Raw genomic sequence first — 24,301 nt, 5'->3', positions numbered from 1 at the left:
ACAGCCCGGCTGGCTAGGCTGGCGGGCTCGCCTTGTAGTCCTTGAGTGCCTGCAGGCGTTGTCGCTTCAGCGCTTCGCCCAGCTCGGCGCCTTTGAACCCCTGCTCCAGCAGGGGCTGCACGGCTACCTCGCGGGCCACCTGCATGGCCCGGCGCAGGTAGTCCGCCTGCGGGTAGGCACGCTGCTCCAGGCCGTCGCGGCCGCGCGCATCCATCTCGCAGGCGGCGATAAACTCCTCGAAGCGCTGCGGTCGCCGGAACACGTCGAAGTGTTGTAGCAGCTCCAGCAGGGTCGAAGCCTTCAGCTCCAGGGCCCGATGGCCGTGGGTGTGGTACTCGCCCACCAGCAGGGCCAGTTCCTGGCAGTCTCTTGGGGCCTTGCAGCGCTGGTTGATAGAACGGATCGACGGCAGGCCGCGTTGTTCGTGGGCGATATGCCGCGGCCACTGCGCCTGCGGGGTCAGGCCCTTGCCAACGTCATGCAGCAGGCAGGCCCAGCGGACCGTCAACGGTTGCTGATGCTCCGCACACTGGCGCAGCACGCTGAGCACATGCATGCCGGTATCGATTTCCGGGTGGTGGGCCGCAGGCTGCGGCACGCCGAACAGGGCGTCGACCTCCGGCAGCAGCGTCTTGAGCGCGCCGCAGTCGCGTAGCACCTGGATGAACACGTCGGGCCGCGGTTCGAGCAGGGCGCGGGAGATTTCCTTCCAGCTGCGCTCGGGGGTGAGCGCGGACAGTTCGCCGGACTCGCTGAGCTGGCGCATCAGCTCAAGGGTTTCCGCCGCCACGCGGAAGCCGTCGGGTGCGTAGCGGGCGGCGAAACGGGCGACCCGGAGCACGCGCAGCGGGTCCTCGGCAAAAGCCGGGGAGACATGGCGCAGCAGGCGCGCCGCGAGATCGCGTTGGCCGCCATAGGGGTCGATCAGCCGGCCGTGCTCGTCCTCGGCCATGGCGTTGACCGTCAGGTCGCGGCGGATCAGGTCTTGTTCCAGGGTGACGTCGGGGCTGGCGTAGAAGGTGAAGCCACCATAGCCTCGGCCGCTCTTGCGCTCGGTGCGGGCCAGGGCGTACTCCTCGCCGCTCCTGGGGTGGAGAAACACCGGAAAGTCCGCGCCTACCGGGCGAAACCCTTGCTCCAGCATGTGTTCGGCGGTGGTGCCGACAACCACCCAGTCGGTTTCCTCGACCTTGCGCCCCAACAGGCGATCACGTACCGCACCGCCCACTTTGTATATCTGCATGACTACCTCCGATGTCGCAGAGGATAGCGGTTGCGATGGCAGCAGGGGAAAGGCTTATTGGCGGATCGGCGCCTGCAGGAACGTGGGCCGGCTACTTATGGGCAAGCAGCCGGCCGCGCGAGGGCTCAGACCGGCGGGATGACCAGGTCCAGGCGCGGGTAGTCGCCTTCCTGTTCGGGATCGCCCCGGGGCGGCACGTGGTGGGTCTCGATCAGCTGGTCGCCCTGGAAGGTCTCCAGGTGGATGTCGAAGCCCCACAGGCGATGCAGGTGCTTCATCACTTCCTCGGTCGAGCTGCCCAGGGGTTTGCGGTCGTGCTGCTGGTGGCGCAGGGTCAGCGAGCGGTCACCGCGGCGGTCGATGCTCCAGATCTGCACGTTGGGCTCGCGATTGCCGAGGTTATATTGGGCCGCCAGGGTCTCGCGGATGGTCCGATAGCCCGCTTCGTCGTGGATGGCCGGCACCACCAGCTCGTCCTTCTGGTCGTCGTCCAGAACGCTGAACAGCTTGAGGTCGCGAATCACCTTGGGCGACAGGTACTGGAGGATGAAGCTTTCGTCCTTGAAGCTCTTCATGGCGAACTTCAGGGTGCTCAGCCAGTCGCTGCCGGCGATGTCGGGGAACCAGCGGCGGTCCTCCTCGGTAGGCGCCTCGCAGATTCGGCGGATGTCGCGGTACATGGCGAAGCCCAGGGTGTAGGGGTTGATGCCGCTGTAGTAGGGGCTGTCGAACGGCGGCTGGTAGATCACGGCGGTATGCGACTGGAGGAACTCGAGGATGAAGCCCTCGGTGATCAGGCCCTCGTCGTACAGGTCGTTCATCAGGGTGTAGTGCCAGAATGTGGCCCAGCCTTCATTCATCACCTGGGTCTGGCGCTGCGGATAGAAGTACTGGGCGATCTTGCGCACGATGCGGATCACCTCGCGCTGCCAGGGCTCAAGCAGTGGCGCATGCTTCTCCAGGAAGTACAGGATGTTCTCCTGGGGCTCGGCAGGGAAGCGCTTGCTGTCCTTCTCGCCATCCTTGCTGGCGCCCTTGGGGATGGTGCGCCACAGGTCGTTGATCTGCTTCTGCAGGTGCTCCTCGCGCTCCTTCTGACGCCGCCGCTCCTCTTCGGCGGAAATCGGGTAGGGCCGCTTGTAGCGGTCGACGCCGTAATTCATCAGGGCATGGCAGGAGTCGAGCAGGTCCTCCACCGCGTCGATGCCATGGCGCTCCTCGCACTGGGTGATGTACTGCTTGGCGAACACCAGGTAGTCGATGATCGAACTGGCGTCGGTCCAGCTGCGGAACAGGTAGTTGCCCTTGAAGAAGCTGTTGTGTCCGTAGCAGGCGTGGGCGATCACCAGCGCCTGCATGCACAGGGTGTTCTCCTCCATCAGGTAGGCGATGCACGGGTCGGAGTTGATCACGATCTCGTACGCCAGGCCCATCTGGCCGCGCTTGTAGTTCTTCTCGGTGCTGAGGAAGTGCTTGCCGTAGGACCAGTGGTGATAGCCCAGCGGCATGCCCACCGAGGCGTAGGCGTCCATCATCTGCTCGGCGGTGATCACTTCGATCTGGTTGGGATAGGTGTCCAGCGCGTAGCGTTCGGCCAGGCGGCTGATCTCGCGGTCGAAGGCGCGGATCAGTTCGAAGGTCCATTCCGAGCCGGTGGCGATCGGTTCGCGCCGTTTCGCGCCGGTGCGGGCTGAGCTGTCATAACTGGTCATGTTACGAGCCTCCGCTGGAACAGTTCGCGGAACACAGGGTAGATATCCGACGCCGAGACCAGCTGTTGCTGGGCGAAGGTATCCTCGAAGCGTTCGCAGACCTGCTCGTACTCGAACCACAACGCCTGGTGTTCGCGGGGGGTGATCTCGACGTAGGTGAAGTACTGCACGAACGGCATGATCTGCTTTATCAGGATATCGCGACAGATGGGCGAATCGTCATTCCAGTTGTCGCCGTCCGACGCCTGGGCACCGTAGATGTTCCATTCGTTGATCGGGTAGCGCTCGGCCATGATCTCCTGCATCAGCTTGAGGGCGCTGGAGACGATGGTGCCGCCGGTTTCGCGGGAATAGAAGAACTCCTCCTCGTCGACCTCTTTCGCACTGGTGTGGTGGCGGATGAACACCACGTCGATCTTGTCGTAGCTGCGCTTGAGGAACAGGTAGAGCAGGATGAAGAAGCGCTTGGCGATATCCTTGGTCGCCTGGGTCATGGAGCCTGACACGTCCATCAGGCAGAACATCACCGCCTTGGAGCTGGGGTTGGGCTGCTTGACCAGCAGGTTGTACTTGAGGTCGAAGGTATCGAGGAAGGGCAGGCGGCCAATGTGCGCGCGCAGCCTGGCAATCTCCGCCTCCATCTCCTGTATGTCGCTAAGGTTGTCCGGTTCTTCGCGCTTGAGTCGCTCCAGCTCGGCCAGTGCCGCGCGCAGCTTGTTGCGGCTGCTGCCGGACAGGGCGATGCGCCGCGCATGGGCCGAGCGGAGGGTGCGAACGATGTTGATCCGCGACGGGTTGCCGACGCTGCTGATGCCGGCTCGAACCGACTTGAAGGTGTCGGCGCCGGTCAGGTGCCGCTTGACCAGGTTGGGCAGCTCCAAGTCCTCGAACATGAAGTCGAGAAACTCTTCCTGGGTGATCTGGAAGACGAATTCGTCCATCCCTTCGCCAGTGTTGCTGGCCTTACCACCGCCCTTGCCGCCCCCGCCGCCTGGTGGGCGGGGGATATGCTCGCCGGCAGTGAATTCCTTGTTGCCGGGGTGGACGATGGTCTGCCGGCCGCCGCGGCCGTGGTGCAGCACCGGCTCGTCGATGTCGCGACCGGGAATGCTGATCTGCTCGCCGTGCTCCATGTCGGTGATGGAGCGGCGGCTGACCGCCTCCTCCACCGCCTTCTTGATGTGGTCACGGTAGCGCCGCAGGAATCGCTGGCGATTTACCGTGCTCTTGTTCTTGCCGCTAAGGCGCCGGTCTATCACATAGCTCATAGGCCCCTCCGGGGAGCTTTCGCTTCAAGCCAAAAGCTGCAGACGATCCAGTTGCAGCTTAAGGCTGATGGCTTGAGGCTGCTTTACTGCGATTTGCGAACCCGCAGGTACCACTCGGAGAGCAGGCGTACCTGCTTGTCGGTGTAACCGCGCTCGACCATGCGCTTGACGAAGTCGTTGTGTTTCTGCTGGTCCTCCTTGCTTGCCTTGGCGTTGAAGCTGATGACCGGCAAGAGGTCTTCGGTGTTGGAGAACATCTTCTTCTCGATCACTACACGCAGTTTCTCGTAGCTCAGCCAGGTCGGGTTCTTGCCATTGTTGTTGGCGCGGGCGCGCAGCACGAAGTTGACGATCTCGTTGCGGAAATCCTTCGGGTTGCTGATGCCGGCCGGTTTCTCGATCTTCTCCAGTTCCTCGTTCAGGGCCACGCGGTTGAGGATCTCGCCGGTTTCCGGGTCGCGGTACTCCTGGTCCTGAATCCAGAAGTCGGCGTACAGCACGTAGCGGTCGAAGATGTTCTGTCCGTATTCGCTGTAGGACTCGAGGTAGGCGGTCTGGATTTCCTTGCCGATGAACTCGATATAGCGCGGTGCCAGGTATTCCTTGATGAAGCGCAGGTAACGCTCACGCACCTCGGCGGGGAACTGCTCCTGGTCGATCTGCTGCTCCAGCACATACAGCAGGTGCACGGGGTTGGCCGCCACCTCGTGGGCGTCGAAGTTGAACACCTTGGAGAGGATCTTGAAGGCGAAGCGGGTCGACAGGCCGTTCATGCCCTCGTCGACGCCGGCGTTGTCGCGGTATTCCTGGATCGACTTGGCCTTGGGGTCGGTATCCTTGAGGTTCTCGCCGTCGTAGACGCGCATCTTCGAGTAGATGTTGGAGTTCTCCGGCTCCTTCAGGCGCGACAGTACCGAGAACTGCGCGAGCATCTTCAGGGTGTCGGGTGCGCAGTGGGCCTGGGCCAGGGAGCTGTTGGTCAGGAGCTTGTCGTAGATCTTGATCTCGTCGGTGACGCGCAAGCAGTAGGGCACCTTGACGATGTAGATGCGGTCGATGAACGCCTCGTTGTTCTTGTTATTGCGGAAGCTGTGCCACTCGGACTCGTTGGAGTGGGCCAGCAGGATGCCGTTGAACGGCAGGCCGCCGAGGCCCTCGGTGCTGTTGTAGTTGCCCTCCTGGGTGGCCGTCAGCAGCGGGTGCAGCACCTTGATCGGTGCCTTGAACATCTCGACGAATTCCATCAGACCCTGGTTGGCGCGGCACAGGGCGCCCGAGTAGCTGTAGGCGTCGGCGTCGTTCTGCGGGAACTCCTCGAGCTTGCGGATATCCACCTTGCCGACCAGGGCGGAGATGTCCTGGTTGTTCTCGTCGCCCGGCTCGGTCTTGGCGATGGCGATCTGGTTGAGGACCGAAGGGTAGAGCTTGACCACGCGGAACTGGCTGATGTCCCCACCGAACTCTGACAGGCGCTTGGTCGCCCAGGGCGACATGACGGTGGTCAGGTAGCGGCGCGGGATGCCGAAATCCTCTTCGAGGATGGTGGCGTCCTCCGCGGCATTGAACAGACCCAGCGGCGACTCGAATACCGGCGAACCCTTGATCGCATAGAAGGGCACCTTCTCCATCAGCTCCTTGAGCTTCTCCGCCAGGGACGACTTGCCGCCGCCGACCGGACCCAGCAGGTAGAGAATCTGCTTCTTCTCTTCCAGGCCCTGGGCGGAGTGGCGGAAGAAGGCGACGATCTGGTCGATGCACTCTTCCATGCCGTGGAAGTCGGCGAAGGCCGGGTAGCGGCGAATCATCTTGTTGGAGAAGATCCGCGACAGCCGGGCGTTGCTCGAGGTGTCGAGCAGCTCAGGCTCGCCGATCGCCATCAGCAGGCGCTCGGCGGCGGTCGCGTAGGCGCTGGGGTCTTGCTTGCAGAGCTCGAGGTACTCTTGGAGGCTGTATTCCTCCTGGCGAGTTGCTTCGAAGCGTTGTTGGAAGTGGCTGAAAATACTCATGACGTCACCTCGGTCGATGCTCGGAGCCGGGCGAGGGATCGGTCGTTCGGGTGCTAAGACGCAGCCGATGAGAGTGCCGACGAAGATCCCCCAGAATACAAAAGGTCGTTACCGTTGGCCCGAAGCCGGTCAGCCGGCTTTCCCTGATTTTTGGATGGCCTGAGGTAAGGATAGTTCGGAATCTGGAAGAGCAAGCGCGGCGCAACGATAACAAGATATTGCCGCGCCCGGTGCCGGGCGCGGAGGCAGAAGTGGCGCGGGATTGCCGCTAGGCAGCGGACAGTATTTTTTTTACTCGCCCGAGTTCTGCGCGACATCGGCCGGATAGCTGACGCGCCACAGTTCGAAGCCGCCATCCAGGCTGTAGACCTCGGAGAAGCCTTGGCCGACGAGGTAGGCGGCGGCGCTCTGGCTGGAGTTGCCGTGGTAGCAGGTGACGATCAGCGGGGCGTCGAGATCGGCCCGGGCGATGAAGTCCGCCAGCGAATAGTTGTCCAGGTGCTGCGAGCCAATGATATGGCCGAGGGCGAAGCTCTGTGGGTCGCGGATGTCGACCACGGCGGCGCCTTGCTGGCGTAGGGCTTGCGCCTGTTGCGGGGAGATGCGCTTGAACTCGCTCACGGTGTTTCCTCGTTGCAGTCGCAGCGGTGGCGTTCGCCGCTGTCGATATTCAATAGGGTCATGGCCCCGCCCCAGACGCAGCCGGTGTCGAGGGCGAACAGGCCAGGTTCGCTGCAGCGGCCTTCCAGCGCGGCCCAGTGGCCGAAGACGATCTTCTGGCCACGGGTCTTGCGGTTCGCGTGACTGAACCAGGGGGCATAGCCGGGCGGTGCGCTGTCGAGGCCCTCCTTGCTCTTCAGGTCCAGGGTGCCGTCGGCCGTGCAGAAGCGCATGCGGGTGAAGTAGTTGGTGATCACCCGCAGGCGGGTGATGCCCTGCAGTTCGCCGCTCCACCTGGCCGGTTCATTACCGTACATGCCGTCGAGGAACAGCGGCAAGCGGCTGTCGTCGCGCAGCGCCTCCTCGACCTCGGTCGCTCTGCTCAAGGCCTTGTCCAGTGACCATTGTGGCGGAATGCCGGCATGCACCAGGGCGATGTCGCGGTCGGCGTCGTAGTGCAGCAACTTCTGCCGGCGCAGCCAGTCGAGCAGTTCCTCGCGATCCGGTGCGTCGAGGATCTCGCGCAGGGTGTCGGCTTTCTTCAGGCGCTCGATATTGTGGGCGGCGGCCAGCAGGTGCAGGTCGTGATTGCCCAGCACGCAGGTCACCGCCTCGCGCAGGGAGTAGACGAAACGCAGGGTGGCGAGGGACTCCGGGCCGCGGTTGACCAGGTCGCCGACCAGCCACAGACGGTCCTTGGCCGGGTCGAAGGCGACGCGCCGCAACAGGCAGCGCAGCGGTTGCAGGCAGCCTTGCAGGTCGCCAGCGGCGTAGGTTGCCATCAGTGCAGCGAGCCCGGAACGAAGAGGCGGAACGGGGCGATGATCGCGTCGAAGCGCTTGCCGTCCTCGGCGATCATCTGATAGCTGCCCTGCATCGCGCCCACCCGGGTCGCCAGCACCGTGCCGCTGCTGTAGGTATGGCTCTCGCCGGGGGCAATCAGCGGCTGCTGGCCGACGACGCCGGCGCCGCGCACCTCCTGCACGCGTCCATCGCCATCGGTGATCAGCCAGTGGCGCGACAGCAGCTTGGCCGGCTGCTGGCCATTATTGGCGATGGTCACGGTGTAGGCGAAGGCGTAGCGGTTCTGCTCCGGCTGGGATTGCTCCGGCAGGTAGCGGGTGGCGACCGTGACGTCGACCTGGTAACGGGAATCGGGCATGCGTTGAGACTCGCTGAACTGGAAGACCAGTCTAGTTGCTGGTGGCCGCTGCGGGTTGCTGTGCCAGCTGGTCGGCCAGGCGCACGAAGGCGGCCAGGTCGAGCTGCTCCGGTCGCAGGCTGCCGTCGACGCCTGCGGCCTCGATCGCGCTGGCCGGCAACAGCGCCTTCAGCGTGTTGCGCAGGGTCTTGCGGCGCTGGTTGAAGGCCTCGCGCACGACGCGCTCGAGCAGCTGGTGATCCTTGGCCGGGTGCGGCAGCACCTCGTGGGGCACCAGGCGGACGATGGCCGAGTCGACCTTGGGCGGCGGGCTGAACGCCCCGGGGCCGACATCGAACAGGTGTTCGACCCGGCAGTGGTACTGCACCATGATCGACAGCCGGCCCCAGTCGCCACCGCCGGGGCCGGCGGCGAGGCGCTGGACCACTTCCTTCTGCAGCATGAAGTGCATGTCGCGGATCACCGCGGCGTTGTCCAGCAGGTGGAAGATCAGCGGGGTGGAGATGTTGTACGGCAGGTTGCCGACCACCCGCAGGCTGCGTGGGGCCGGTACGAGGCGCTGGAAGTCGAACTTCAGGGCGTCGCCCTGGTGCAGCTGGAAGCGCGGCTCCGCAGCGAACTTGCCATTGAGGATCGGCACCAGGTCGCGATCGAGCTCGATCACGTCGAGTTGCGCGCCACTGCCGAGCAGGCCCTCGGTCAGCGCGCCCTGTCCCGGCCCGATCTCCAGCAGGCGTTCGCCCTCGCGCGGATGGATGGCGCGCAGGATGCGGTGGATGACCCCGGCGTCGTGCAGGAAGTTCTGGCCGAAGCGCTTGCGTGCGCGGTGTTGGTAGGTGTCGGACATGGCAGCGGCTCCAGGCTTCAAGCCGCAAGCTTAAAGCGAATGCAAAGGGCGGCAGTTTAACAGCAAAGGGCACGCAAGCCGTAGGCCGTGAGGTGCGACCCGGCAGGGAGCCGCTCAGCCTAGGTGCGGCTGGCGGCCATCTGGTAGGCGGTTTCCAGGGCGACCTGCAGACTGCCGCTGTCGATCCGGCCGCTTCCGGCCAGGTCCAGGGCGGTGCCATGGTCGACCGAGGTGCGGATGATCGGCAGACCGAGGGTGACGTTGACCGCGGCGCCGAAACCTTTGTACTTGAGTACGGGCAAGCCCTGGTCGTGATACATCGCCAGCACCGCGTCGCAGTGGTCGAGGTGCTTGGGGGTGAACAGGGTGTCGGCCGGCAGCGGGCCGAGCAGGTCCAGGCCCTCGCCGCGCAGGCGTTCGAGCGTCGGCTCGATGATCTCGATCTCTTCGCGGCCGAGGTGGCCACCTTCGCCGGCGTGGGGGTTGAGGCCGCAGACCAGGATGCGCGGCTCGGCGATGCCGAATTTCGTGCGCAGGTCGTGGTCGAGGATGCGCGCCACGCGCGTCACGCGCTCGGCGGTGATGGCGGCGGCCACGTCCTTGAGCGGCAGGTGGGTGGTCACCAGGGCCACGCGCAGGCCACGGGTGGCGAGCATCATCACCACCTGCTCGGTACGCGTGAACTCGGCGAGAAACTCGGTGTGGCCGGAGAAGGGGATGCCGGCCTGGTTGATCACGCCCTTGTGTACCGGGGCAGTGATCATGGCGGCGAAGTGCCCGTCGAGGCAGCCCTGGCCGGCGCGGGTCAGGGTCTCCAGGACGTAGCCGGCGTTAGCCGGCTCCAGTTGTCCGGGCTGTACAGTCTTGGCCAGTGGCGTGTCCCAGACATATAGGCTGCCCGGGGCGCTTGGCTGCTCGGGCCAGGCGTCCGGGGCGACGGCGATCAGTTCGATTGCGATGCCTAGCTGGCCGGCGCGCTCGGCGAGCATCGCCAGGCTGGCGATGGCGACCAGGGGCCTGGGTTGTGCCTGGCGAGCCAGTAGCAGGCACAGGTCGGGGCCGATGCCGGCCGGCTCGCCGGGGGTCAATGCGAAAAGCTGCGGTGCGGTCATGGGCGGGGTCTCGATTGCGCCGCCTGGGCGGACAGTGGGGCAGGCGCCTATCTTAAGCCGCGCCACCCTGAAAGCAAAAAGCCCGGCGCTAAGGGCCGGGCTCTGCTTGGTGCGGTGGTGTTACAGCTTGGTCTCGACGTAGGCCTCGTCGCGGATCTGCCGCAGCCAGGCTTGCAGTTCTTCGTCGTATTTGCGGTTGCGCAGCAGGTTCAGCGCCTGCTGCTCGCGGAACTCAGCGCTGCTGTCGGTGGCGCGCCGGCCCATGACCTGCAGGATGTGCCAGCCGTAGCCGGTCTTGAACGGCTTGGACAGCTCGCCGCTGGCGGTGTTGGCCATCACTTCGCGGAACTCCGGCACCAGCGCGCTCGGATCGATCCAGCTGAGGCTGCCGCCGTTGAGCGCCGAGCCCGGATCCTCGGAGAAGCTCTTGGCCAGCTCGGCGAAGTCCTCGCCGGCCTGGATGCGCTGGTGCAGGCGCTCGACCAGGCGCTTGGTTTCCGCGTCGCTGCGAATTTCGCTGGGTTTGATCAAGATGTGCCGGACGTTGACTTCGTCGCGCACCTGACTGGCGCCGCCGCGCTTTTCCAGCAGCTTGAGCAGGATGAAGCCACCCGGGGTGCGCATCGGTTCGGTGACCTCGCCGACCGACAGGGCGCCGATCATAGCGTCGAACGGTGGCGGCAGCTGGGCCGCCTTGCGCCAGCCCATTTCGCCGCCTTCCAGGGCGGTTTCACTGGCCGAGCGGGCGATGGCCAGCTGGGCGAAGTCGGCGCCGCGCTGCAGCTGCTGATATAGCTCGCGGGCCTGGCGTTCGGCTGCCTGGATGGTTTCCGGCGAGGCGGCCTCGGGGACCGGGATGAGGATGTTGGCCAGGCGGAACTCTTCCGACAGCTGCAGCTTGCCGAGGTCGGAGGCGAGGAAATTCTGCACTTCCTGGTCGGTCACCTGAATGCGCTCGGCCACCCGGCGCTGGCGCACGCGGCTGATGATCATCTCGCGGCGCACTTGGTCGCGGGCATCGGCGTAGGACAGGCCGTCCTTCGCCAGGGCGGCTCGGAACTGCTCCAGGCTCATGCCATTGCGCTGGGCAATGGTGCCGAGGGCCTGGTTGAGTTCCTCGTCGGTGATGCGGATGCCGGAGCGGTCGCCGATCTGCAGCTGGATGTTCTCGATGATCAGGCGCTCCAGCACCTGATCATCCAGCACGCTCTGCGGTGGCACTTCGGCGCCGCGCTTGGCGATGGTCTGCTGGACTTCGCGCACCCGGGCGTCGAGCTGGCTCTGCATGATCACGTCGTTGTCGACGATCGCCACCACGCGGTCGAGGGATTTAACTTCGGCCTGCGCCGCAGCGCCGAGGAACAGCGCGCCCAGCAGTAGCGGGCGCATGCAATCAGAAAGCTTGGTCTTCACGTTCACGATAACCTTGAATGCCTTGGTCGAGGAAAGTCTCCACCTTGTTGCCAGTCACGCCGCCCAGGCCCTTGAGCACGATCTGCAGGAAGATCCCGGTGTCGGCTTCGTCGTTCAGCGAGGGGTTGAGACTGACTTCGTCGTAGTCGATCCAGTAACGGTTGATCAGGCGCAGCTTCCAGCAGCAGCTGTCGTACTCGAAGCCGCCGAAGGCCTCGAGGGTACGGTTGCGGCTGTAGTCGTACTGCCAGCGGGAAATCACGCTCCACTGCGGGACGATCGGCCAGATCACCGAGAAGTCGTGCTGGCTGATCTTGTAGTAGTCCTTGATGAAGTTGGCCGTACCGGGCGTGCCGTAGTCGCCGTTGCCGACTACCCAGTTGCCGCTGGCCTGGTCGTAACGCACGGTGTCGTTGCGGTAGCGGTAGCCGGCATTGACCACCTTGTTCGGGTTGTCTTCCGGCTGGTAGTGGAACATCGCGCTGCCCGAGCGGGTGCGGTGGGTGTCCGGGTCCCAGTTGAAGTCCGAGGAGAGGCGCCAGTCACGGTTGAAGCGATACAGGTATTCCAGTGCGTAGGGCGACTGCGAGGCCTGGGCGTCGGCGCGGCTGCGGTAGTCGATGCCCGGCAACTGCACCTTGCGGTCGGCCAGATAGAAGGCCTGGCCGATGCTGAAGCGCTGGCGCTCGAAGCCGTTCGGCTCGACCCAGCGGCTGGTGACACCCAGCGACAGCTTGTTTTCGTCGCCGATGCGGTCCTTGCCGGAGAAGCGGTTCTCGCGCCATAGCGAGGAGTAGCTGAAGGTGCTTTCGCTGGTGTCGAACACCGGGATATCGGTCTGGTCCTCTTCCGGCACGTAGAGGTAGAACGCGCGCGGTTCCAGGGTCTGGCGGAAGGCCTTGCCGAACCACTGGGTGTCGCGGTCGAAATACAGGCCGCTGTCCACGCTGAACAGACCGAGGCCGCGGTCCTGGCTGCCGCTGAACTCCTGCTCGGCGAGCAGCGTGCTCTTGCCCTGCTGGTCGAGGCTGAGGTTGTAGTGGGTCTGCAGGTACTTGACCTGGGGCTTGATGAAGCCCCAGTTCCAGTTCAGCGGCAGGCTTATGCCCGGCTCGAGGTGTAGGCGGTCGCCGTTGGCGCGGGCGAGGCCACGCAGGCGGGCGTCGTACCAGAGCTGTTCGGCGACACCATCCTCGTTAATGAAGCTGCCTGAGCGCAGGTTGCGATCGAAGCGTACCAGCTCGCTGCCGTAGCTGAAGTCCAGGCCGCCCGGGTGGAAGGGCAGGGTGCCGTCCAGGGTGATCTGCGGCAGGCGGTTATAGGGAGTGATGTCGGTGATGTTGGCCAGTTCGTAGGCGTGGGCGTTCAGTCGCGCGGTATAACTGTCGCCGCGATAGGTCAGGGTGCCGCGCTGGTTGACGTAGGCGGTGGTCTCGATGCCCAGGTCGGTGTCCAGGTCTTGGAAGTAGTACGGGTCGCTGATGTCGGTGTAGTCGACTTCCGCCAGCAGGCGCGAGTCGAGGCCGCCACGGTGCTGCCAGCTGTACAGCCAGCGCTGGTCCTCGTACTCGGACTGCAGCTTGCGATCGTCGTTGCTGTCGTCGAGGTAGGCCGCGCCGACCTGGCCTTCGCTGCTCTTGGTCAGGTAGCGGAACTCGCCTTCCATGAGCAGGCCGCGATCGCTCATGTAGGTCGGATACAGGGTGGCGTCGTAGTTCGGCGCCAGGTTGAAGTAGTAAGGCGTCTGCAGCGTGACGCCGCTGTCGCTGGAGCTGCCGATGCTCGGCGGCAGGAAGCCCGACTGGCGGCGGTCGTCGATCGGGAAATAGATGTAGGGTGTGTAGAACACCGGAATGTCCTTCACCCGCAGGGTCACGTTGGTCGCGGTGCCGAAACCGGTGGCCGGGTTGAGGGTGATGTTGTTGCCCCTCAGGTGCCAGGCGTTGCTGCCGGGTTCGCAGCTGGTGTAGGTGCCGTCCTTCAGGCGGATGATCGCCGACTCTTCGCGCTTGGCGTACAGGGCGCTGCCGCGCACGTGGCTCTTGTGCAGCACATACTCGGCGTTGTCGACCTTGGCTTCGCCGTTGTCCAGTTGCAGCTCGGCACGGTCGCCGACCACCAGCATGCCCTGGTCGCGCAGGCGCACGTTGCCGATCAACTCGCCGCGGCTCTCGGCTTGATGCAGGCTGGCCTCGTCGGCCTCGACCTGCATGCCGGCCTGGCGAATCACCACGTCACCGGCGAGGGTGGCGACCTGCTCCTGCTGCTCGTAGCGCGAGGCCTTGGCGGAGACGAACAGCGGCGCCTCGTCCATCGGCGTCTGGTCGTTCATGCCCGGCCGGCGCGGCTCGACATAGGCGCCAGCGCAGTAGGGCGCCACCTCGGCCAGTTGCGCGGGGTTGAGCTGCTCGCGCGGCACCCAGTCCAGGTGGCTGTAGTCGGCGCTGCGCGAGGCCAGGGCCTTGCCGCGGCTTTCCGTCACCAGGGTGGTGCGCGCCGCCTTGTCGTCGGTTGCGGCGCTCGTGCCGGCACTGATGGCCGAGCCGCTGTGCACCGGGCGCGCCGGCAAAGCGGCCTCGCTGGTTTTCGGGGCACAGGCCCAGCCGCCGGTGGCGGAGGCCCGACAGTCGAACTGTTCGGCTGCAATTGCGAATTGACCAGCGACGGGTTGAAGGGCTAGAAGACCGCCAGTGACCAGAAGTGGGAATTTTTTACGAACCGCGGGGATTTTTACTGCCATCTTATTTTTCCGGGCTTCCTGCGCGCCATCGGCCCAGGGGCCGCACGCCTCTCGATGGGCTTAAAAAGATGCTGGATAATAAAGCATGACCCGCGCAACGGCTAGCGCCGTCGGAGACCCTTGTAATGCCTGATCAAGATGTACGCCTGCAACTCCTCAAGCAGTGGCTCGACCAGCAGTTATCTGTGCTATTCGCCGAACGGGGCTGGGGCGCGGTGCCCGACGCCGCGCTGACGGCCGCCAGCAGCGACGCCAGTTTTCGCCGGTATTTCCGCTGGCAGGCCGGTGCGCACAGCCTGATCGTCATGGATGCGCCGCCGCCCCAGGAAGACTGCCGGCCCTTCGTCAAGGTCGCCGGGCTGCTGGCCGGGGCCGGGGTCAATGTGCCGCAGATCCTGGCGGCGGATCTCGAGCGCGGCTTCCTGCTGCTCAACGACCTGGGTCGGCAGACCTACCTGGAGGTGATCGATGAGCAGAGCGCAGACCGCCTGATGGACGATGCTCTGCAGGCCCTGCTGGCGTTCCAGCGCCTGCCGATGGATGCGGGCTTGCCGGGCTACGACGAAGCCTTGTTGCTGCGCGAGTTGCAGCTGTTTCCTGACTGGTACCTGCGCCGCCACCTCGGCGTCGAGCTGAACGCGACGCAGCAGGCTGCCTGGCAGCGGGTCTGCACCCTGCTGATCGACAGCGCGCTGGCTCAGCCCAGGGTGCTGGTGCACCGCGACTACATGCCGCGCAATCTGATGCTCAGCGAGCCGAACCCCGGCGTGCTGGATTTTCAGGACGCGGTCTATGGCCCGGTGACCTACGACGTCACCTGCCTGTTCAAGGATGCGTTCCTCAGCTGGCCCGAGGCACGGGTGCGCGAGTGGCTGCAGGACTACTGGCACCAGGCCCGCGCCGCGGGCGTGCCGGTGCAGGAAGACTTCGAGGACTTCCTGCGCGCCAGCGACCTGATGGGCGTGCAGCGTCATCTCAAGGTGGTCGGCATCTTCGCGCGGATCTGTCACCGGGACGGCAAGCCCCGCTACCTGGAGGATGTGCCGCGCTTCTTCGCCTATATCCAGGCGGTGTTGGCGCGGCGCCCCGAGCTGGCCGAGTTGGCTGAGCTGCTCGCCGGCCTGCCGCAGCCGGCAGAGGTGCCGGCATGAAGGCGATGATCCTCGCCGCCGGCAAGGGCGAGCGCCTGCGTCCCTTGACTCTGCACACGCCCAAGCCGCTGGTGCGGGTGGCGGGCGTGCCCTTGATCGAGTATCACCTCAGGGCCTTGGCGGCAGCCGGATTCAGCGAGGTGGTGATCAACCATGCCTGGCTGGGGCAGCAGATCGAGGCGCACCTCGGTGACGGCGCGCGCTTCGGCCTGAGCCTGCGCTACTCCGCCGAAGGCGAGCCGCTGGAGACCGGCGGTGGCATCTTTCGTGCCTTGCCCTTGCTCGGCGAGGAGCCCTTCCTGGTGGTCAATGGCGATATCTTCACCGACTACCCCTTCGCCGAACTCAGTCGCCCGCTGGCCGGGCTAGCCCATCTGGTGCTGGTGGACAACCCGGCGCACCACCCGGTGGGGGATTTTCGCCTGGACCGCGGCCAGGTCGCCGATGCACAGGCGGGGCAGCCGAGCCTGACCTACAGCGGCATCGCCGTGCTGTCGCCGTTACTGTTCACCGGCTGCCGGCCCGGCGCCTTCAAGCTGGCGCCGCTGCTGCGCGCGGCCATGGCCGAGGCGCAGGTGACGGGCGAGCGCTTCGCCGGCCGTTGGGTCGATGTCGGCAGCCATGAGCGGTTGGCCGAGGCCGAACAGCTGCTCGGGACGAGCCGCTGAAATGCTCTGGCCCTTGACCCTGCTGGGGGCCATCGCCGGCTGGAGCGTGGCCAGCATTCCCGGCGCCCTGCTGGGCGGCCTGCTCGGCCAGGTGGCGGACAGGCGCCTGCGTGTGCGCGGCTGGGCCGAGTTGCGCGAGCGGCTGGGTGCTTCGCCGCCTCCAGGGGATGACGTGCTGCTGTTCATCCTGCTTGGGCGTCTGGCCAAGTGCGACGGCCAGGTGCTGCAGGCGCATATCCGTCAGGCGCGTGCGGAGATGCAGCGCCTGGGGCTGGATCAGGATGCCCAGCGCCGGGCGATCGAGGCGTTCGCCCGCGGCAAGACCGGGCGCGACAGCCTGCGGGCACCGCTGCGCCGTCATCGTGGGCGCGGCGAGGCGCTACTGCGTGCCTGTTGGCGGATGGCCTGGGTCGACGGTCGGGTCAGTCGCACCGAGCGCGAGCTGATTCTGCTGTGGGGCAAGTGGCTGGATGTCCCGGCTGCCACCCAGGAGGCGCTGAACGCCGCCTATGCGCCCCAGCAGGGGCCGGTCGCCGCGACTGCCGGCGGCAGCTACCAGGCGGCCCTGCGCCTGCTCGGGGTCGCGGCTGACAGCGAGCCGGCACAGATCAAGCAGGCCTATCGCCGGCTGCTGAGCCGGCATCACCCCGACAAGCTGGCCGGCAGCGGCGCCACTGCCGAGCAGGTGCGCGAGGCGACGGAACGGACCCGGGAGTTGCGTCAGGCCTACGGGCTGATCCGCCAGCGTCACGGTTTCCGCTGACGCGGGCAGCCCCTTTCAGCGCGCCGGCGCGGCGCGATTCAGGTGCTTGCCGAGCCAGCCACGGATGCGCCGGAACAGCTGCTCCTGCTCGGTCTGTAGGTTGCCCGGCAGGGCCTTGAGGCCGATCTGGGTGTAGCCGGGGTGATTCAGGCGCTCGCTGGCCAACAGGCGTTTCAAGGCGGCGTCGCGCTCGGCCGGCTGATCCTGGTAGTAGAAGTCGCCGGTCGCCCGTCCCGGCTCCAGGATCAGTTGCTCCAGGTCGGGGTCGAAGCCGGCGGCGGGTCGGGCACTGACCAGCAGCAGGTTGTGCACGGCGTCGGGTTTGCGCTCGGCCAGATAGCGAGCGGCCCAATAGGCGCCGCTGCCGTGGCCGAGCAGGACGATGGGCTTGGCTTGCTGCTGTTGGGCGAAGGCCACGCCCGCGGCGATTCGTTCCAGCACTCGGGCGCTGTGTGCCTGGCGCAGCTCCGCCAGGGCAGCGTCCGACTCGCTGCCGGGGGCTGTCGTTTCGCTGGCGGCTTCGGCGCTGCCGAGCTCCTCCGTCGAGATGGCCACGACCGGTGCCTCTGGTGCGGGTTCGGCGCCGTCGGCCGGGGCGCCTGGTAGTCCGCCGGCCAGCTCGCCGATCGGGTCGGGCAGGCTCAGGCTCAGGCTGTGCCAGCCGCTGTCCGGCAGCTTGCGCCGCAGCGGGCCGACGCTGCGCGGCCAGTCGGCGCTCTGGTTGTCGCCAGGCAGGAGGATGACCGTGCCGTGCGGCTTGCCTGAATTGGCGGGCATCCAGAGGGCGAGGAATGCCTCGTTGCCCGCCTGCAGGCGCTGCTGTTCAGCGTCCCCCAGCTGGCGCGCGAGGGCGCGGGCGGCCAGTTCGCTGCGCTCCGGCAGGGGACTGCGCTCGGCGATCGGTTTGGCGTCGGGCGCCCCGCTCTCGACCTGCTCTTCGGCATGCGCATGGACGCCGAGCAACAGCAGGCAGAGCGCGAGGCAGGCGGGGCGTGAGGTCATGGAGCTTCTCCGGCGGAAGGTGCGACGACCAGCCTAGCGGTTTGCGGGGTGGCTTGCCAGGCGCCAGGCGCCACTCCCGGCGCCAGTCCGGGCTGCTACAATGCGCGCCTTTCGTGTCCTGCCTGAGGTGCGCCATGCAACCCTTCGCCATCGCCCCGTCGATCCTCTCCGCCGACTTCGCCCGCCTGGGCGAGGAAGTGGATAACGTGCTCGCCGCCGGTGCCGATATCGTCCACTTCGACGTGATGGACAATCACTACGTGCCCAACCTGACCATCGGCCCGATGGTCTGCGCGGCGCTGCGCAAGTACGGCATCACCGCGCCGATCGATGCCCATCTGATGGTCAAGCCGGTGGATCGCATCATCGGCGATTTCATCGAGGCGGGCGCCAGCTACATCACCTTCCATCCGGAGGCGTCCGAGCATATCGATCGTTCGCTGCAACTGATCCGTGACGGCGGCTGCAAGGCGGGCCTGGTGTTCAACCCGGCGACGCCGCTGGACTGCCTCAAGCATGTGCTGGACAAGGTCGACATGATCCTGCTGATGAGCGTCAACCCCGGCTTCGGCGGGCAGAAGTTCATCCCCGGCACCCTCGACAAGTTGCGCGAGGCGCGGACGCTGATCGACGCCAGTGGTCGCGCAATCCGTCTGGAGATCGACGGCGGGGTCAACGTCAAGAACATCCGCGAGATCGCCGCGGCCGGCGCTGACACCTTCGTCGCCGGCTCGGCGATCTTCAATCAGCCGAACTACCGCGAGGTGATCGACGCCATGCGCGCCGAGCTGGCCCAGGTGCGCGCGTGACGCCTTTGCACGCGCTGTTCGGTGGCCGCCTGCCGGACCTGGTGATGTTCGACCTGGACGGCACCCTGGTGGACTCGGTGCCGGACCTCGCCGCCGCTGTGGACAAGGTCCTGCTCGCCCTGGGGCGCGCGCCTGCCGGCATCGAGCGGGTCCGCGACTGGGTCGGCAATGGCGCCCGGGTGCTGGTGCGCCGCGCCCTGGCTGGCGGCCTGGAGCACGCCCATGTCGAGGACGCCGAGGCCGATCAGGCCCTGCGGGTGTTCATGGAGGCCTATGCCGAGAGCCATGCGCTGACCCAGGTCTATCCCGGCGTGGCGGCCACCCTCGACTGGCTGCGCAAGCAGGACGTGCCCATGGCCATCGTCACCAACAAGCCGGAGCGCTTCGTCGCGCCACTGTTGGATGAGAAGGGGCTGGGGCGCTATTTCCGCTGGATAGTCGGCGGCGACACCCTGCCCCAGCAGAAGCCCGACCCGGCGGCGCTGCTGCATGTGCTGCGCATGGCCCGGGTCGAGGCCGGGCAGGCGCTGTTCATCGGTGACTCGCGCAACGACGTGCAGGCCGCCAGGGCCGCGGGGGTACCCTGCGTGGCCCTGAGTTACGGCTACAACCATGGCCGGCCGATTGCCGAGGAAGGGCCGGCGCTGGTGCTCGACGATCTGCGTCAGCTGCTGGCGGGCGCCTGAGTCGTCCGGCGGCTGCCAGGGTGGATGGGCGAACCACGGGGGCTCGGGTTGATTCGGCCTGGCGCCTGCGCTAGTGTGGCCGGACTTCAAACCCCGCCCAAGAGATCCCCCGTGGTGGTTACCTGCAGACTCTGGCTCGCACGAGCCGGGATGAAAATCATCAAGGCCCTGGCCCGTTGGCGCTGGCGCCTCTGACTCGATTCTGGCCGCCCAGTCGGCACGTTTGCACACGACCGTTTACCTCAAGCCACGAGGCTGATCATGATCCGCGAAGAATTCCTGCGTTTGGCCGCTGCCGGCTATAACCGCATTCCCCTGGCCTGCGAAACCCTGGTGGACTTCGACACGCCGCTGTCGATCTACCTGAAGCTGGCCGACCAGGCCAACACCTACCTGCTCGAGTCCGTCCAGGGCGGCGAGAAGTGGGGGCGCTACTCGATTATCGGCCTGCCGGCGCGCACCGTGCTGCGCGCCTACGATCACAGCGTGCGGATCAGCGTCGACGGGGTGGAAACCGAGCGCCACGAGTGCGCCGACCCGCTGGCCTTCGTCGAGGCGTTCCAGGGGCGCTATCGGGTGCCGACCCTGGCGGGCCTGCCGCGCTTCAACGGCGGCCTGGTGGGCTATTTCGGCTATGACAGCGTGCGCTATGTCGAGGCCAAGCTGGCCGATGGCGGCAACCCCGATCCCTTGGGCACGCCGGATATCCTGCTGATGGTGTCCGACGCCGTGGTGGTGTTCGACAACCTGGCGGGCAAGATGCACGCCATCGTCCTCGCCGATCCCCAGCAGGACGGCGCCTTCGAGCAGGCCCAGGCGCAGTTGCAGGAAATCCTGCATAAACTGCGCCAGCCGATCACCCCGCGCTTGGGCGTCGACCTCAATGCCCCTGCCGCTGCCGAACCGGCGTTCCGCTCCAGTTACAGTCGCGAGGACTACGAGCGGGCGGTCGGTGCGATCAAGGACTACATCCTCGCCGGCGACTGCATGCAGGTGGTGATTTCCCAGCGCATGTCGATTCCCTTCAAGGCCGCGCCGATCGACCTGTATCGCGCCCTGCGTTGTATCAATCCGACCCCCTACATGTACTTCTTCAACTTCGGCGACTTCCATGTGGTCGGCTCCTCGCCCGAGGTGCTGGTGCGGGTCGAGGACAACCTGGTGACGGTGCGCCCGATCGCCGGCACCCGTCCGCGCGGCGCCAGTGAAGAGGCTGACCTGGCGCTCGAGCGGGACCTGCTGTCGGACGCCAAGGAGCTGGCCGAACATCTGATGCTGATCGATCTGGGGCGCAACGACGTCGGCCGGGTCTCCAGCACCGGCAGCGTCAAGCTCACCGAGAAGATGGTGATCGAGCGCTATTCCAACGTCATGCACATCGTCTCCAACGTCACCGGCCAGCTCAAGGGCGGCATGAGCGCCATGGACGCCCTGCGCGCCATCCTGCCGGCCGGCACCCTGTCCGGCGCGCCGAAGATCCGCGCCATGGAGATCATCGACGAGCTGGAGCCGGTCAAGCGTGGCGTCTACGGCGGCGCGGTCGGCTACCTGGCGTGGAACGGCAACATGGACACCGCGATCGCCATCCGCACCGCGGTGATCAAGGGCGGCGAGCTGCACGTGCAGGCCGGCGCCGGCATCGTCGCCGACTCGGTGCCGGCGCTGGAGTGGGAGGAGACGCTGAACAAGCGTCGCGCCATGTTCCGTGCCGTTGCCCTCGCCGAACAGACAACCGAATAAAGGAGTCCCGCCATGCTGCTGATGATCGACAACTACGACTCCTTTACCTACAACGTGGTGCAGTACCTCGGTGAGCTGGGGGCCGACGTCCACGTCATCCGTAACGACGAGCTGAGCGTCGCCGAGATCGAGGCGCTGCAACCCGAGCGCATCGTGGTGTCGCCCGGCCCCTGCACGCCCACCGAAGCCGGCGTGTCGCTGGCGGTGATCGAGCATTTCGCCGGCAAGCTGCCGATCCTCGGCGTCTGCCTGGGCCACCAGAGCATCGGCCAGGCCTTCGGCGGCGACGTGGTGCGCGCGCGCCAGGTGATGCACGGTAAGACCAGCCCGGTGTTCCACCGCGACCTGGGCGTGTTCGCCGGCCTCAACATGCCGCTGACCGTGACCCGCTACCATTCCCTGGTGGTCAAGCGCGAGACCCTGCCCGATTGCCTGGAGGTCACCGCCTGGACCCAGCTGGAGGACGGCTCGGTCGACGAGATCATGGGCCTGCGGCACAAGACCCTGAACATCGAGGGCGTGCAGTTCCACCCCGAATCCATCCTCACCGAACAAGGCCATGAGCTGCTGGCCAATTTCCTCAAGCAACACGGAGGCGTGCGCCGATGAACATCAAGGAAGCCCTCAACCGGGTCGTGGCCCAGCTCGACCTGAGCACCGAGGAAATGCAGGACGTGATGCGCGAGATCATGACCGGCCAGTGCAGCGACGCACAGATCGGCGCCTTCCTCATGGGCCTGCGCATGAAGAGCGAGACCATCGACGAGATAGTCGGCGCGGTCGCGGTGATGCGTGAGCTGGCCAGCCATGTGCACCTGGCCAGCCTGGAGCATGTGGTCGACGTGGTCGGCACCGGCGGCGACGGCGCGAATATCTTCAACGTGTCCACGGCCGCCAGCTTCGTCGTCGCCGCCGCCGGCGGCAAGGTGGCCAAGCACGGCAATCGCGCGGTGTCCGGCAAGAGCGGCAGCGCCGATCTGCTGGAGACCGCCGGCATCTACCTCAACCTGACGCCCGAGCAGGTGGCCCGCTGCATCGACAGCGTCGGCGTCGGCTTCATGTTCGCCCAGGTGCATCACGCGGCGATGAAGCATGCCGCCGCGCCGCGCCGCGAGCTGGGCCTGCGCACCATCTTCAACATGCTCGGCCCGCTGACCAACCCGGCGGGGGTCAAGCATCAGGTGGTCGGGGTGTTCACCCAGGCCCTCTGCCGTCCCCTGGCCGAGGTGCTCAAGCGCCTGGGCAGCCAGCACATCCTGGTGGTGCATTCGCGCGACGGCCTGGACGAGTTCAGCCTGGCCGCCGCCACCCACGTCGCCGAGCTGAAGGATGGCGTGATCAGCGAGTACGAGGTGCAGCCGGAAGACTTCGGGCTCAAGAGCCAGAGCCTGATCGGCCTGGCGGTGGAGGGGCCGGAGGCCTCGCTGGCGCTGATCCGCGACGCCCTGAGCAAGCGCAACACGGAAGCGGGGCAGAAGGCCGCCGATATGATCGCGCTTAACGCGGGTGCGGCCCTGTACGCCGCGGACTTGGCCGGCAGCCTGAAAGAAGGTGTGCGCCTGGCTCACGATGCCCTGCACACCGGGCTGGCCTGGGAAAAGCTGCAGGAGCTGGTGTCCTTTACCGCGGTGTTCAAACAGGAGAATCAAGGGTGAGCATCCCTACCGTTCTGGAAAAGATTCTGGCGCGCAAGGTCGAGGAAGTCGCCGCGCGCCGGGCCCTGGTCGGTCTCGCCGAACTCGAGCGTGAGGCCCGCGGCGCCGATGCCACCCGTGGCTTCGCCCGGGCCCTGCTGGAGCAGGCCAAGCGCAAGCAGCCGGCGGTGATCGCCGAGATCAAGAGGGCTTCGCCGAGCAAGGGCGTGCTGCGCGAGGACTTCGTGCCGGCCGACATCGCCCAGAGCTACGAGCGCGGCGGTGCCACCTGCCTGTCGGTGCTGACCGATGTCGACTTCTTCCAGGGCGCCGACCGCTACCTGCAGGAGGCGCGCAACGCCTGTGCACTGCCGGTGATCCGCAAGGACTTCATGATCGACCCGTACCAGATCGTCGAGGCTCGCGCATTGGGGGCTGATTGTGTGCTGCTGATCGTTTCGGCCCTGGCCGATGGGCAGATGGCCGAACTGGCCGCGGTGGCCAAGGAGTTCGGCCTCGATGTGCTGGTCGAGGTGCATGACGGCGCCGAGCTGGATCGCGCGCTGAAGACCCTCGACACGCCGCTGCTGGGGATCAACAACCGCAACCTGCACAGCTTCGAGGTCAGCCTGGAAACCACCCTGGACCTGCTGCCACGGATTCCCCGCGATCGCCTGGTGGTGACCGAGAGCGGCATTCTCAACCGCGCCGACGTCGAGCTGATGGAGATCAGCCAGGTCTACGCCTTCCTGGTCGGCGAGGCCTTCATGCGCGCGGAGAATCCCGGGGCGGAGCTGGAGCGCCTGTTCTTTCCCGAGCGCAAGCGGGTCATCAGTCGTCCCGATGTCGACTGACCCTGGTGCATAAAAAAGCCGGCACATGCGCCGGCTTTTTTATGCAGGCGATATTCAGCGCGTGCCGAACACCACCATGGTCTTGCCCTTGACGTGCACCAAGCCCTGTTCTTCCAAGGACTTGAGCACCCGGCCGACCATTTCCCGCGAGCAGCCGACGATGCGGCCGATCTCCTGGCGGGTGATCTTGATCTGCATGCCGTCCGGATGGGTCATCGCGTCCGGCTGCTTGCACAGGTCGAGCAGGGTACGCGCGACGCGGCCGGTGACATCGAGGAAGGCCAGGTCGCCGACCTTGCGCGTGGTGTTGCGCAGGCGCTCGGCCATCTGGCTGCCGAGGGCGTAGAGGATGTCCGGGTCCTGTTGGGTCAGTTCGCGGAACTTGGCGTAGCTGAGCTCGGCCACCTCGCATTCGGTCTTGGCCCGAACCCAGGCGCTGCGCTCCTTCTCGGTGCCGTCCTTTTCGAACAGGCCCATTTCGCCGAAGAAGTCGCCGGCGTTGAGGTAGGCGATGATCATTTCGCGGCCGTCGTCGTCCTCGATCAGGATGGTGACCGAGCCCTTGACGATGAAGAACAGGGTCTCGCAACGATCCCCCGCATAGATGATGGTGCTCTTCGCCGTGTAGCGACGGCGATGGCAGTGCGCGAGGAGTTTGTCGAGATTCTTTATTTTAGGTGTGAGGGTAATAGCGACCATTCGCGAGTCCCGAGTGAAGCCAAAAGGGTAAGCCTAGTTCCAGCAGGCGATTTCTTATTCAGTTGCCTGGCACGGTGCGCCAGTAATCCGGCGCCAGCTTACCAGACACTTTTGCGTCGGTGGGCATTTTGC

22 protein-coding genes are annotated in these 24,301 nt (G+C 66.0%); 9 read left to right on the top strand and 13 right to left on the bottom strand.

Annotated features, from left to right (window positions below; translation table 11 throughout):
• Positions 1 to 13: 13 nt before the first annotated feature.
• The 11 genes from ACSX1D_RS18985 to ACSX1D_RS18935 form a co-directional block, all read right to left on the bottom strand.
• The gene (locus ACSX1D_RS18985) at positions 14 to 1,243 is read right to left on the bottom strand and encodes a multifunctional CCA addition/repair protein (protein WP_439859951.1); all 1,230 of its coding nucleotides are present in this window, start codon (positions 1,241 to 1,243) and stop codon (positions 14 to 16) included.
• Positions 1,244 to 1,368: 125 nt separating this feature from the next.
• Entirely contained in the window at positions 1,369 to 2,955 is a 1,587-nt protein-coding gene (locus ACSX1D_RS18980) for a SpoVR family protein (RefSeq protein WP_439859950.1), read from the bottom strand.
• On the bottom strand, positions 2,952 to 4,223 hold the full coding sequence (locus ACSX1D_RS18975; protein ID WP_439859949.1) for a YeaH/YhbH family protein: 1,272 nt from the start codon (positions 4,221 to 4,223) through the stop codon (positions 2,952 to 2,954). The genes ACSX1D_RS18980 and ACSX1D_RS18975 overlap by 4 nt, the downstream gene beginning before the upstream one ends.
• Before the next feature lie 83 nt (positions 4,224 to 4,306).
• Positions 4,307 to 6,229, bottom strand: coding sequence for a PrkA family serine protein kinase (locus tag ACSX1D_RS18970; RefSeq protein ID WP_439859948.1), 1,923 nt, complete (start codon positions 6,227 to 6,229; stop codon positions 4,307 to 4,309).
• Between the two features lie 291 nt (positions 6,230 to 6,520).
• Complete coding sequence (glpE, locus tag ACSX1D_RS18965) at positions 6,521 to 6,850, bottom strand: thiosulfate sulfurtransferase GlpE (RefSeq protein WP_439859947.1); 330 nt, start codon at positions 6,848 to 6,850, stop codon at positions 6,521 to 6,523.
• Positions 6,847 to 7,671 (bottom strand): symmetrical bis(5'-nucleosyl)-tetraphosphatase, encoded by an 825-nt coding sequence (locus ACSX1D_RS18960; protein WP_439859946.1) that lies wholly within the window; start codon positions 7,669 to 7,671, stop codon positions 6,847 to 6,849. The genes glpE and ACSX1D_RS18960 overlap by 4 nt, the downstream gene beginning before the upstream one ends.
• Complete coding sequence (gene apaG / locus ACSX1D_RS18955) at positions 7,671 to 8,051, bottom strand: Co2+/Mg2+ efflux protein ApaG (RefSeq protein ID WP_208707128.1); 381 nt, start codon at positions 8,049 to 8,051, stop codon at positions 7,671 to 7,673. Before apaG ends, ACSX1D_RS18960 begins: the two co-directional genes overlap by 1 nt.
• 31 nt (positions 8,052 to 8,082) lie before the next feature.
• Positions 8,083 to 8,898, bottom strand: a complete 816-nt coding sequence (rsmA, locus tag ACSX1D_RS18950; protein WP_439859945.1) for a 16S rRNA (adenine(1518)-N(6)/adenine(1519)-N(6))-dimethyltransferase RsmA — start codon at positions 8,896 to 8,898, stop codon at positions 8,083 to 8,085.
• A gap of 119 nt (positions 8,899 to 9,017) precedes the next feature.
• Positions 9,018 to 10,010 carry a 4-hydroxythreonine-4-phosphate dehydrogenase PdxA gene (pdxA, locus tag ACSX1D_RS18945; RefSeq protein ID WP_439859944.1) on the bottom strand — a complete coding sequence of 331 codons (993 nt, stop codon included), beginning with the start codon at positions 10,008 to 10,010 and terminating at the stop codon, positions 9,018 to 9,020.
• 120 nt (positions 10,011 to 10,130) lie between these two features.
• A complete protein-coding gene (locus ACSX1D_RS18940; protein WP_439859943.1) occupies positions 10,131 to 11,399 on the bottom strand; it encodes a peptidylprolyl isomerase in 1,269 nt (422 codons plus the stop codon).
• 4 nt (positions 11,400 to 11,403) lie between these two features.
• The gene (locus ACSX1D_RS18935) at positions 11,404 to 14,163 is read right to left on the bottom strand and encodes an LPS-assembly protein LptD (RefSeq protein WP_439859942.1); all 2,760 of its coding nucleotides are present in this window, start codon (positions 14,161 to 14,163) and stop codon (positions 11,404 to 11,406) included.
• 125 nt (positions 14,164 to 14,288) lie between these two features.
• On the opposite strand from ACSX1D_RS18935, the gene ACSX1D_RS18930 reads away from it, so the two are divergent.
• The 3 genes from ACSX1D_RS18930 to ACSX1D_RS18920 are packed head-to-tail and all read left to right on the top strand — an operon-like array spanning position 14,289 to position 16,745.
• Positions 14,289 to 15,314: an aminoglycoside phosphotransferase family protein gene (locus ACSX1D_RS18930; RefSeq protein WP_439859941.1), complete on the top strand. Its 1,026-nt coding sequence runs from the start codon at positions 14,289 to 14,291 to the stop codon at positions 15,312 to 15,314.
• On the top strand, positions 15,311 to 15,982 hold the full coding sequence (gene murU / locus ACSX1D_RS18925; protein ID WP_439859940.1) for an N-acetylmuramate alpha-1-phosphate uridylyltransferase MurU: 672 nt from the start codon (positions 15,311 to 15,313) through the stop codon (positions 15,980 to 15,982). The genes ACSX1D_RS18930 and murU overlap by 4 nt, the downstream gene beginning before the upstream one ends.
• A 1-nt stretch (position 15,983) precedes the next feature.
• Positions 15,984 to 16,745, top strand: a complete 762-nt coding sequence (locus ACSX1D_RS18920; RefSeq protein WP_439859939.1) for a TerB family tellurite resistance protein — start codon at positions 15,984 to 15,986, stop codon at positions 16,743 to 16,745.
• 15 nt (positions 16,746 to 16,760) lie between these two features.
• Here the strand turns inward: ACSX1D_RS18920 and ACSX1D_RS18915 are convergent, their stop codons facing one another.
• Positions 16,761 to 17,747: an alpha/beta hydrolase family protein gene (locus ACSX1D_RS18915; protein ID WP_439859938.1), complete on the bottom strand. Its 987-nt coding sequence runs from the start codon at positions 17,745 to 17,747 to the stop codon at positions 16,761 to 16,763.
• A gap of 134 nt (positions 17,748 to 17,881) precedes the next feature.
• On the opposite strand from ACSX1D_RS18915, the gene rpe reads away from it, so the two are divergent.
• From rpe to trpC, 6 genes are all read left to right on the top strand, one after another.
• Positions 17,882 to 18,556, top strand: a complete 675-nt coding sequence (gene rpe, locus ACSX1D_RS18910) for a ribulose-phosphate 3-epimerase (protein WP_439859937.1) — start codon at positions 17,882 to 17,884, stop codon at positions 18,554 to 18,556.
• Positions 18,553 to 19,242, top strand: a complete 690-nt coding sequence (locus ACSX1D_RS18905; protein ID WP_439859936.1) for a phosphoglycolate phosphatase — start codon at positions 18,553 to 18,555, stop codon at positions 19,240 to 19,242. Before rpe ends, ACSX1D_RS18905 begins: the two co-directional genes overlap by 4 nt.
• Positions 19,243 to 19,503: 261 nt before the next feature.
• Entirely contained in the window at positions 19,504 to 20,982 is a 1,479-nt protein-coding gene (gene trpE / locus ACSX1D_RS18900; protein ID WP_439859935.1) for an anthranilate synthase component I, read from the top strand.
• A 12-nt stretch (positions 20,983 to 20,994) separates the two neighbouring features.
• Positions 20,995 to 21,591 (top strand): aminodeoxychorismate/anthranilate synthase component II, encoded by a 597-nt coding sequence (locus tag ACSX1D_RS18895; protein ID WP_439859934.1) that lies wholly within the window; start codon positions 20,995 to 20,997, stop codon positions 21,589 to 21,591.
• Complete coding sequence (trpD, locus tag ACSX1D_RS18890; protein ID WP_439859933.1) at positions 21,588 to 22,637, top strand: anthranilate phosphoribosyltransferase; 1,050 nt, start codon at positions 21,588 to 21,590, stop codon at positions 22,635 to 22,637. Before ACSX1D_RS18895 ends, trpD begins: the two co-directional genes overlap by 4 nt.
• Positions 22,634 to 23,470: an indole-3-glycerol phosphate synthase TrpC gene (gene trpC, locus ACSX1D_RS18885; RefSeq protein ID WP_439859932.1), complete on the top strand. Its 837-nt coding sequence runs from the start codon at positions 22,634 to 22,636 to the stop codon at positions 23,468 to 23,470. Before trpD ends, trpC begins: the two co-directional genes overlap by 4 nt.
• A gap of 54 nt (positions 23,471 to 23,524) precedes the next feature.
• On the opposite strand, the gene crp is transcribed toward trpC, so the two are convergent.
• Positions 23,525 to 24,169, bottom strand: a complete 645-nt coding sequence (gene crp / locus ACSX1D_RS18880) for a cAMP-activated global transcriptional regulator CRP (RefSeq protein WP_208707113.1) — start codon at positions 24,167 to 24,169, stop codon at positions 23,525 to 23,527.
• Positions 24,170 to 24,301: the final 132 nt, after the last annotated feature.

It is taken from the genome of Pseudomonas sp. MBLB4136 (assembly GCF_051904765.1).
Taxonomy (GTDB): Bacteria; Pseudomonadota; Gammaproteobacteria; order Pseudomonadales; family Pseudomonadaceae; genus Aquipseudomonas.
This window is presented reverse-complemented; position numbering and strand designations above follow the sequence as displayed.

Excerpts from the sequence above, each read along its gene's own strand:
- ACSX1D_RS18985 (WP_439859951.1), bottom strand. The coding sequence starts at position 1,243 with ATGCAGATATACAAAGTGGGCGGTGCGGTACGTGATCGCCTGTTGGGG.
- ACSX1D_RS18980 (WP_439859950.1), bottom strand. The coding sequence starts at position 2,955 with ATGACCAGTTATGACAGCTCAGCCCGCACCGGCGCGAAACGGCGCGAA.
- ACSX1D_RS18975 (WP_439859949.1), bottom strand. The coding sequence starts at position 4,223 with ATGAGCTATGTGATAGACCGGCGCCTTAGCGGCAAGAACAAGAGCACG.
- ACSX1D_RS18970 (WP_439859948.1), bottom strand. The coding sequence starts at position 6,229 with ATGAGTATTTTCAGCCACTTCCAACAACGCTTCGAAGCAACTCGCCAG.
- ACSX1D_RS18960 (WP_439859946.1), bottom strand. The coding sequence starts at position 7,671 with ATGGCAACCTACGCCGCTGGCGACCTGCAAGGCTGCCTGCAACCGCTG.
- apaG (WP_208707128.1), bottom strand. The coding sequence starts at position 8,051 with ATGCCCGATTCCCGTTACCAGGTCGACGTCACGGTCGCCACCCGCTAC.
- rsmA (WP_439859945.1), bottom strand. The coding sequence starts at position 8,898 with ATGTCCGACACCTACCAACACCGCGCACGCAAGCGCTTCGGCCAGAAC.
- pdxA (WP_439859944.1), bottom strand. The coding sequence starts at position 10,010 with ATGACCGCACCGCAGCTTTTCGCATTGACCCCCGGCGAGCCGGCCGGC.
- ACSX1D_RS18940 (WP_439859943.1), bottom strand. The coding sequence starts at position 11,399 with ATGCGCCCGCTACTGCTGGGCGCGCTGTTCCTCGGCGCTGCGGCGCAG.
- ACSX1D_RS18935 (WP_439859942.1), bottom strand. The coding sequence starts at position 14,163 with ATGGCAGTAAAAATCCCCGCGGTTCGTAAAAAATTCCCACTTCTGGTC.
- ACSX1D_RS18930 (WP_439859941.1), top strand. The coding sequence starts at position 14,289 with ATGCCTGATCAAGATGTACGCCTGCAACTCCTCAAGCAGTGGCTCGAC.
- murU (WP_439859940.1), top strand. The coding sequence starts at position 15,311 with ATGAAGGCGATGATCCTCGCCGCCGGCAAGGGCGAGCGCCTGCGTCCC.
- ACSX1D_RS18920 (WP_439859939.1), top strand. The coding sequence starts at position 15,984 with ATGCTCTGGCCCTTGACCCTGCTGGGGGCCATCGCCGGCTGGAGCGTG.
- ACSX1D_RS18915 (WP_439859938.1), bottom strand. The coding sequence starts at position 17,747 with ATGACCTCACGCCCCGCCTGCCTCGCGCTCTGCCTGCTGTTGCTCGGC.
- rpe (WP_439859937.1), top strand. The coding sequence starts at position 17,882 with ATGCAACCCTTCGCCATCGCCCCGTCGATCCTCTCCGCCGACTTCGCC.
- trpE (WP_439859935.1), top strand. The coding sequence starts at position 19,504 with ATGATCCGCGAAGAATTCCTGCGTTTGGCCGCTGCCGGCTATAACCGC.
- ACSX1D_RS18895 (WP_439859934.1), top strand. The coding sequence starts at position 20,995 with ATGCTGCTGATGATCGACAACTACGACTCCTTTACCTACAACGTGGTG.
- trpD (WP_439859933.1), top strand. The coding sequence starts at position 21,588 with ATGAACATCAAGGAAGCCCTCAACCGGGTCGTGGCCCAGCTCGACCTG.
- crp (WP_208707113.1), bottom strand. The coding sequence starts at position 24,169 with ATGGTCGCTATTACCCTCACACCTAAAATAAAGAATCTCGACAAACTC.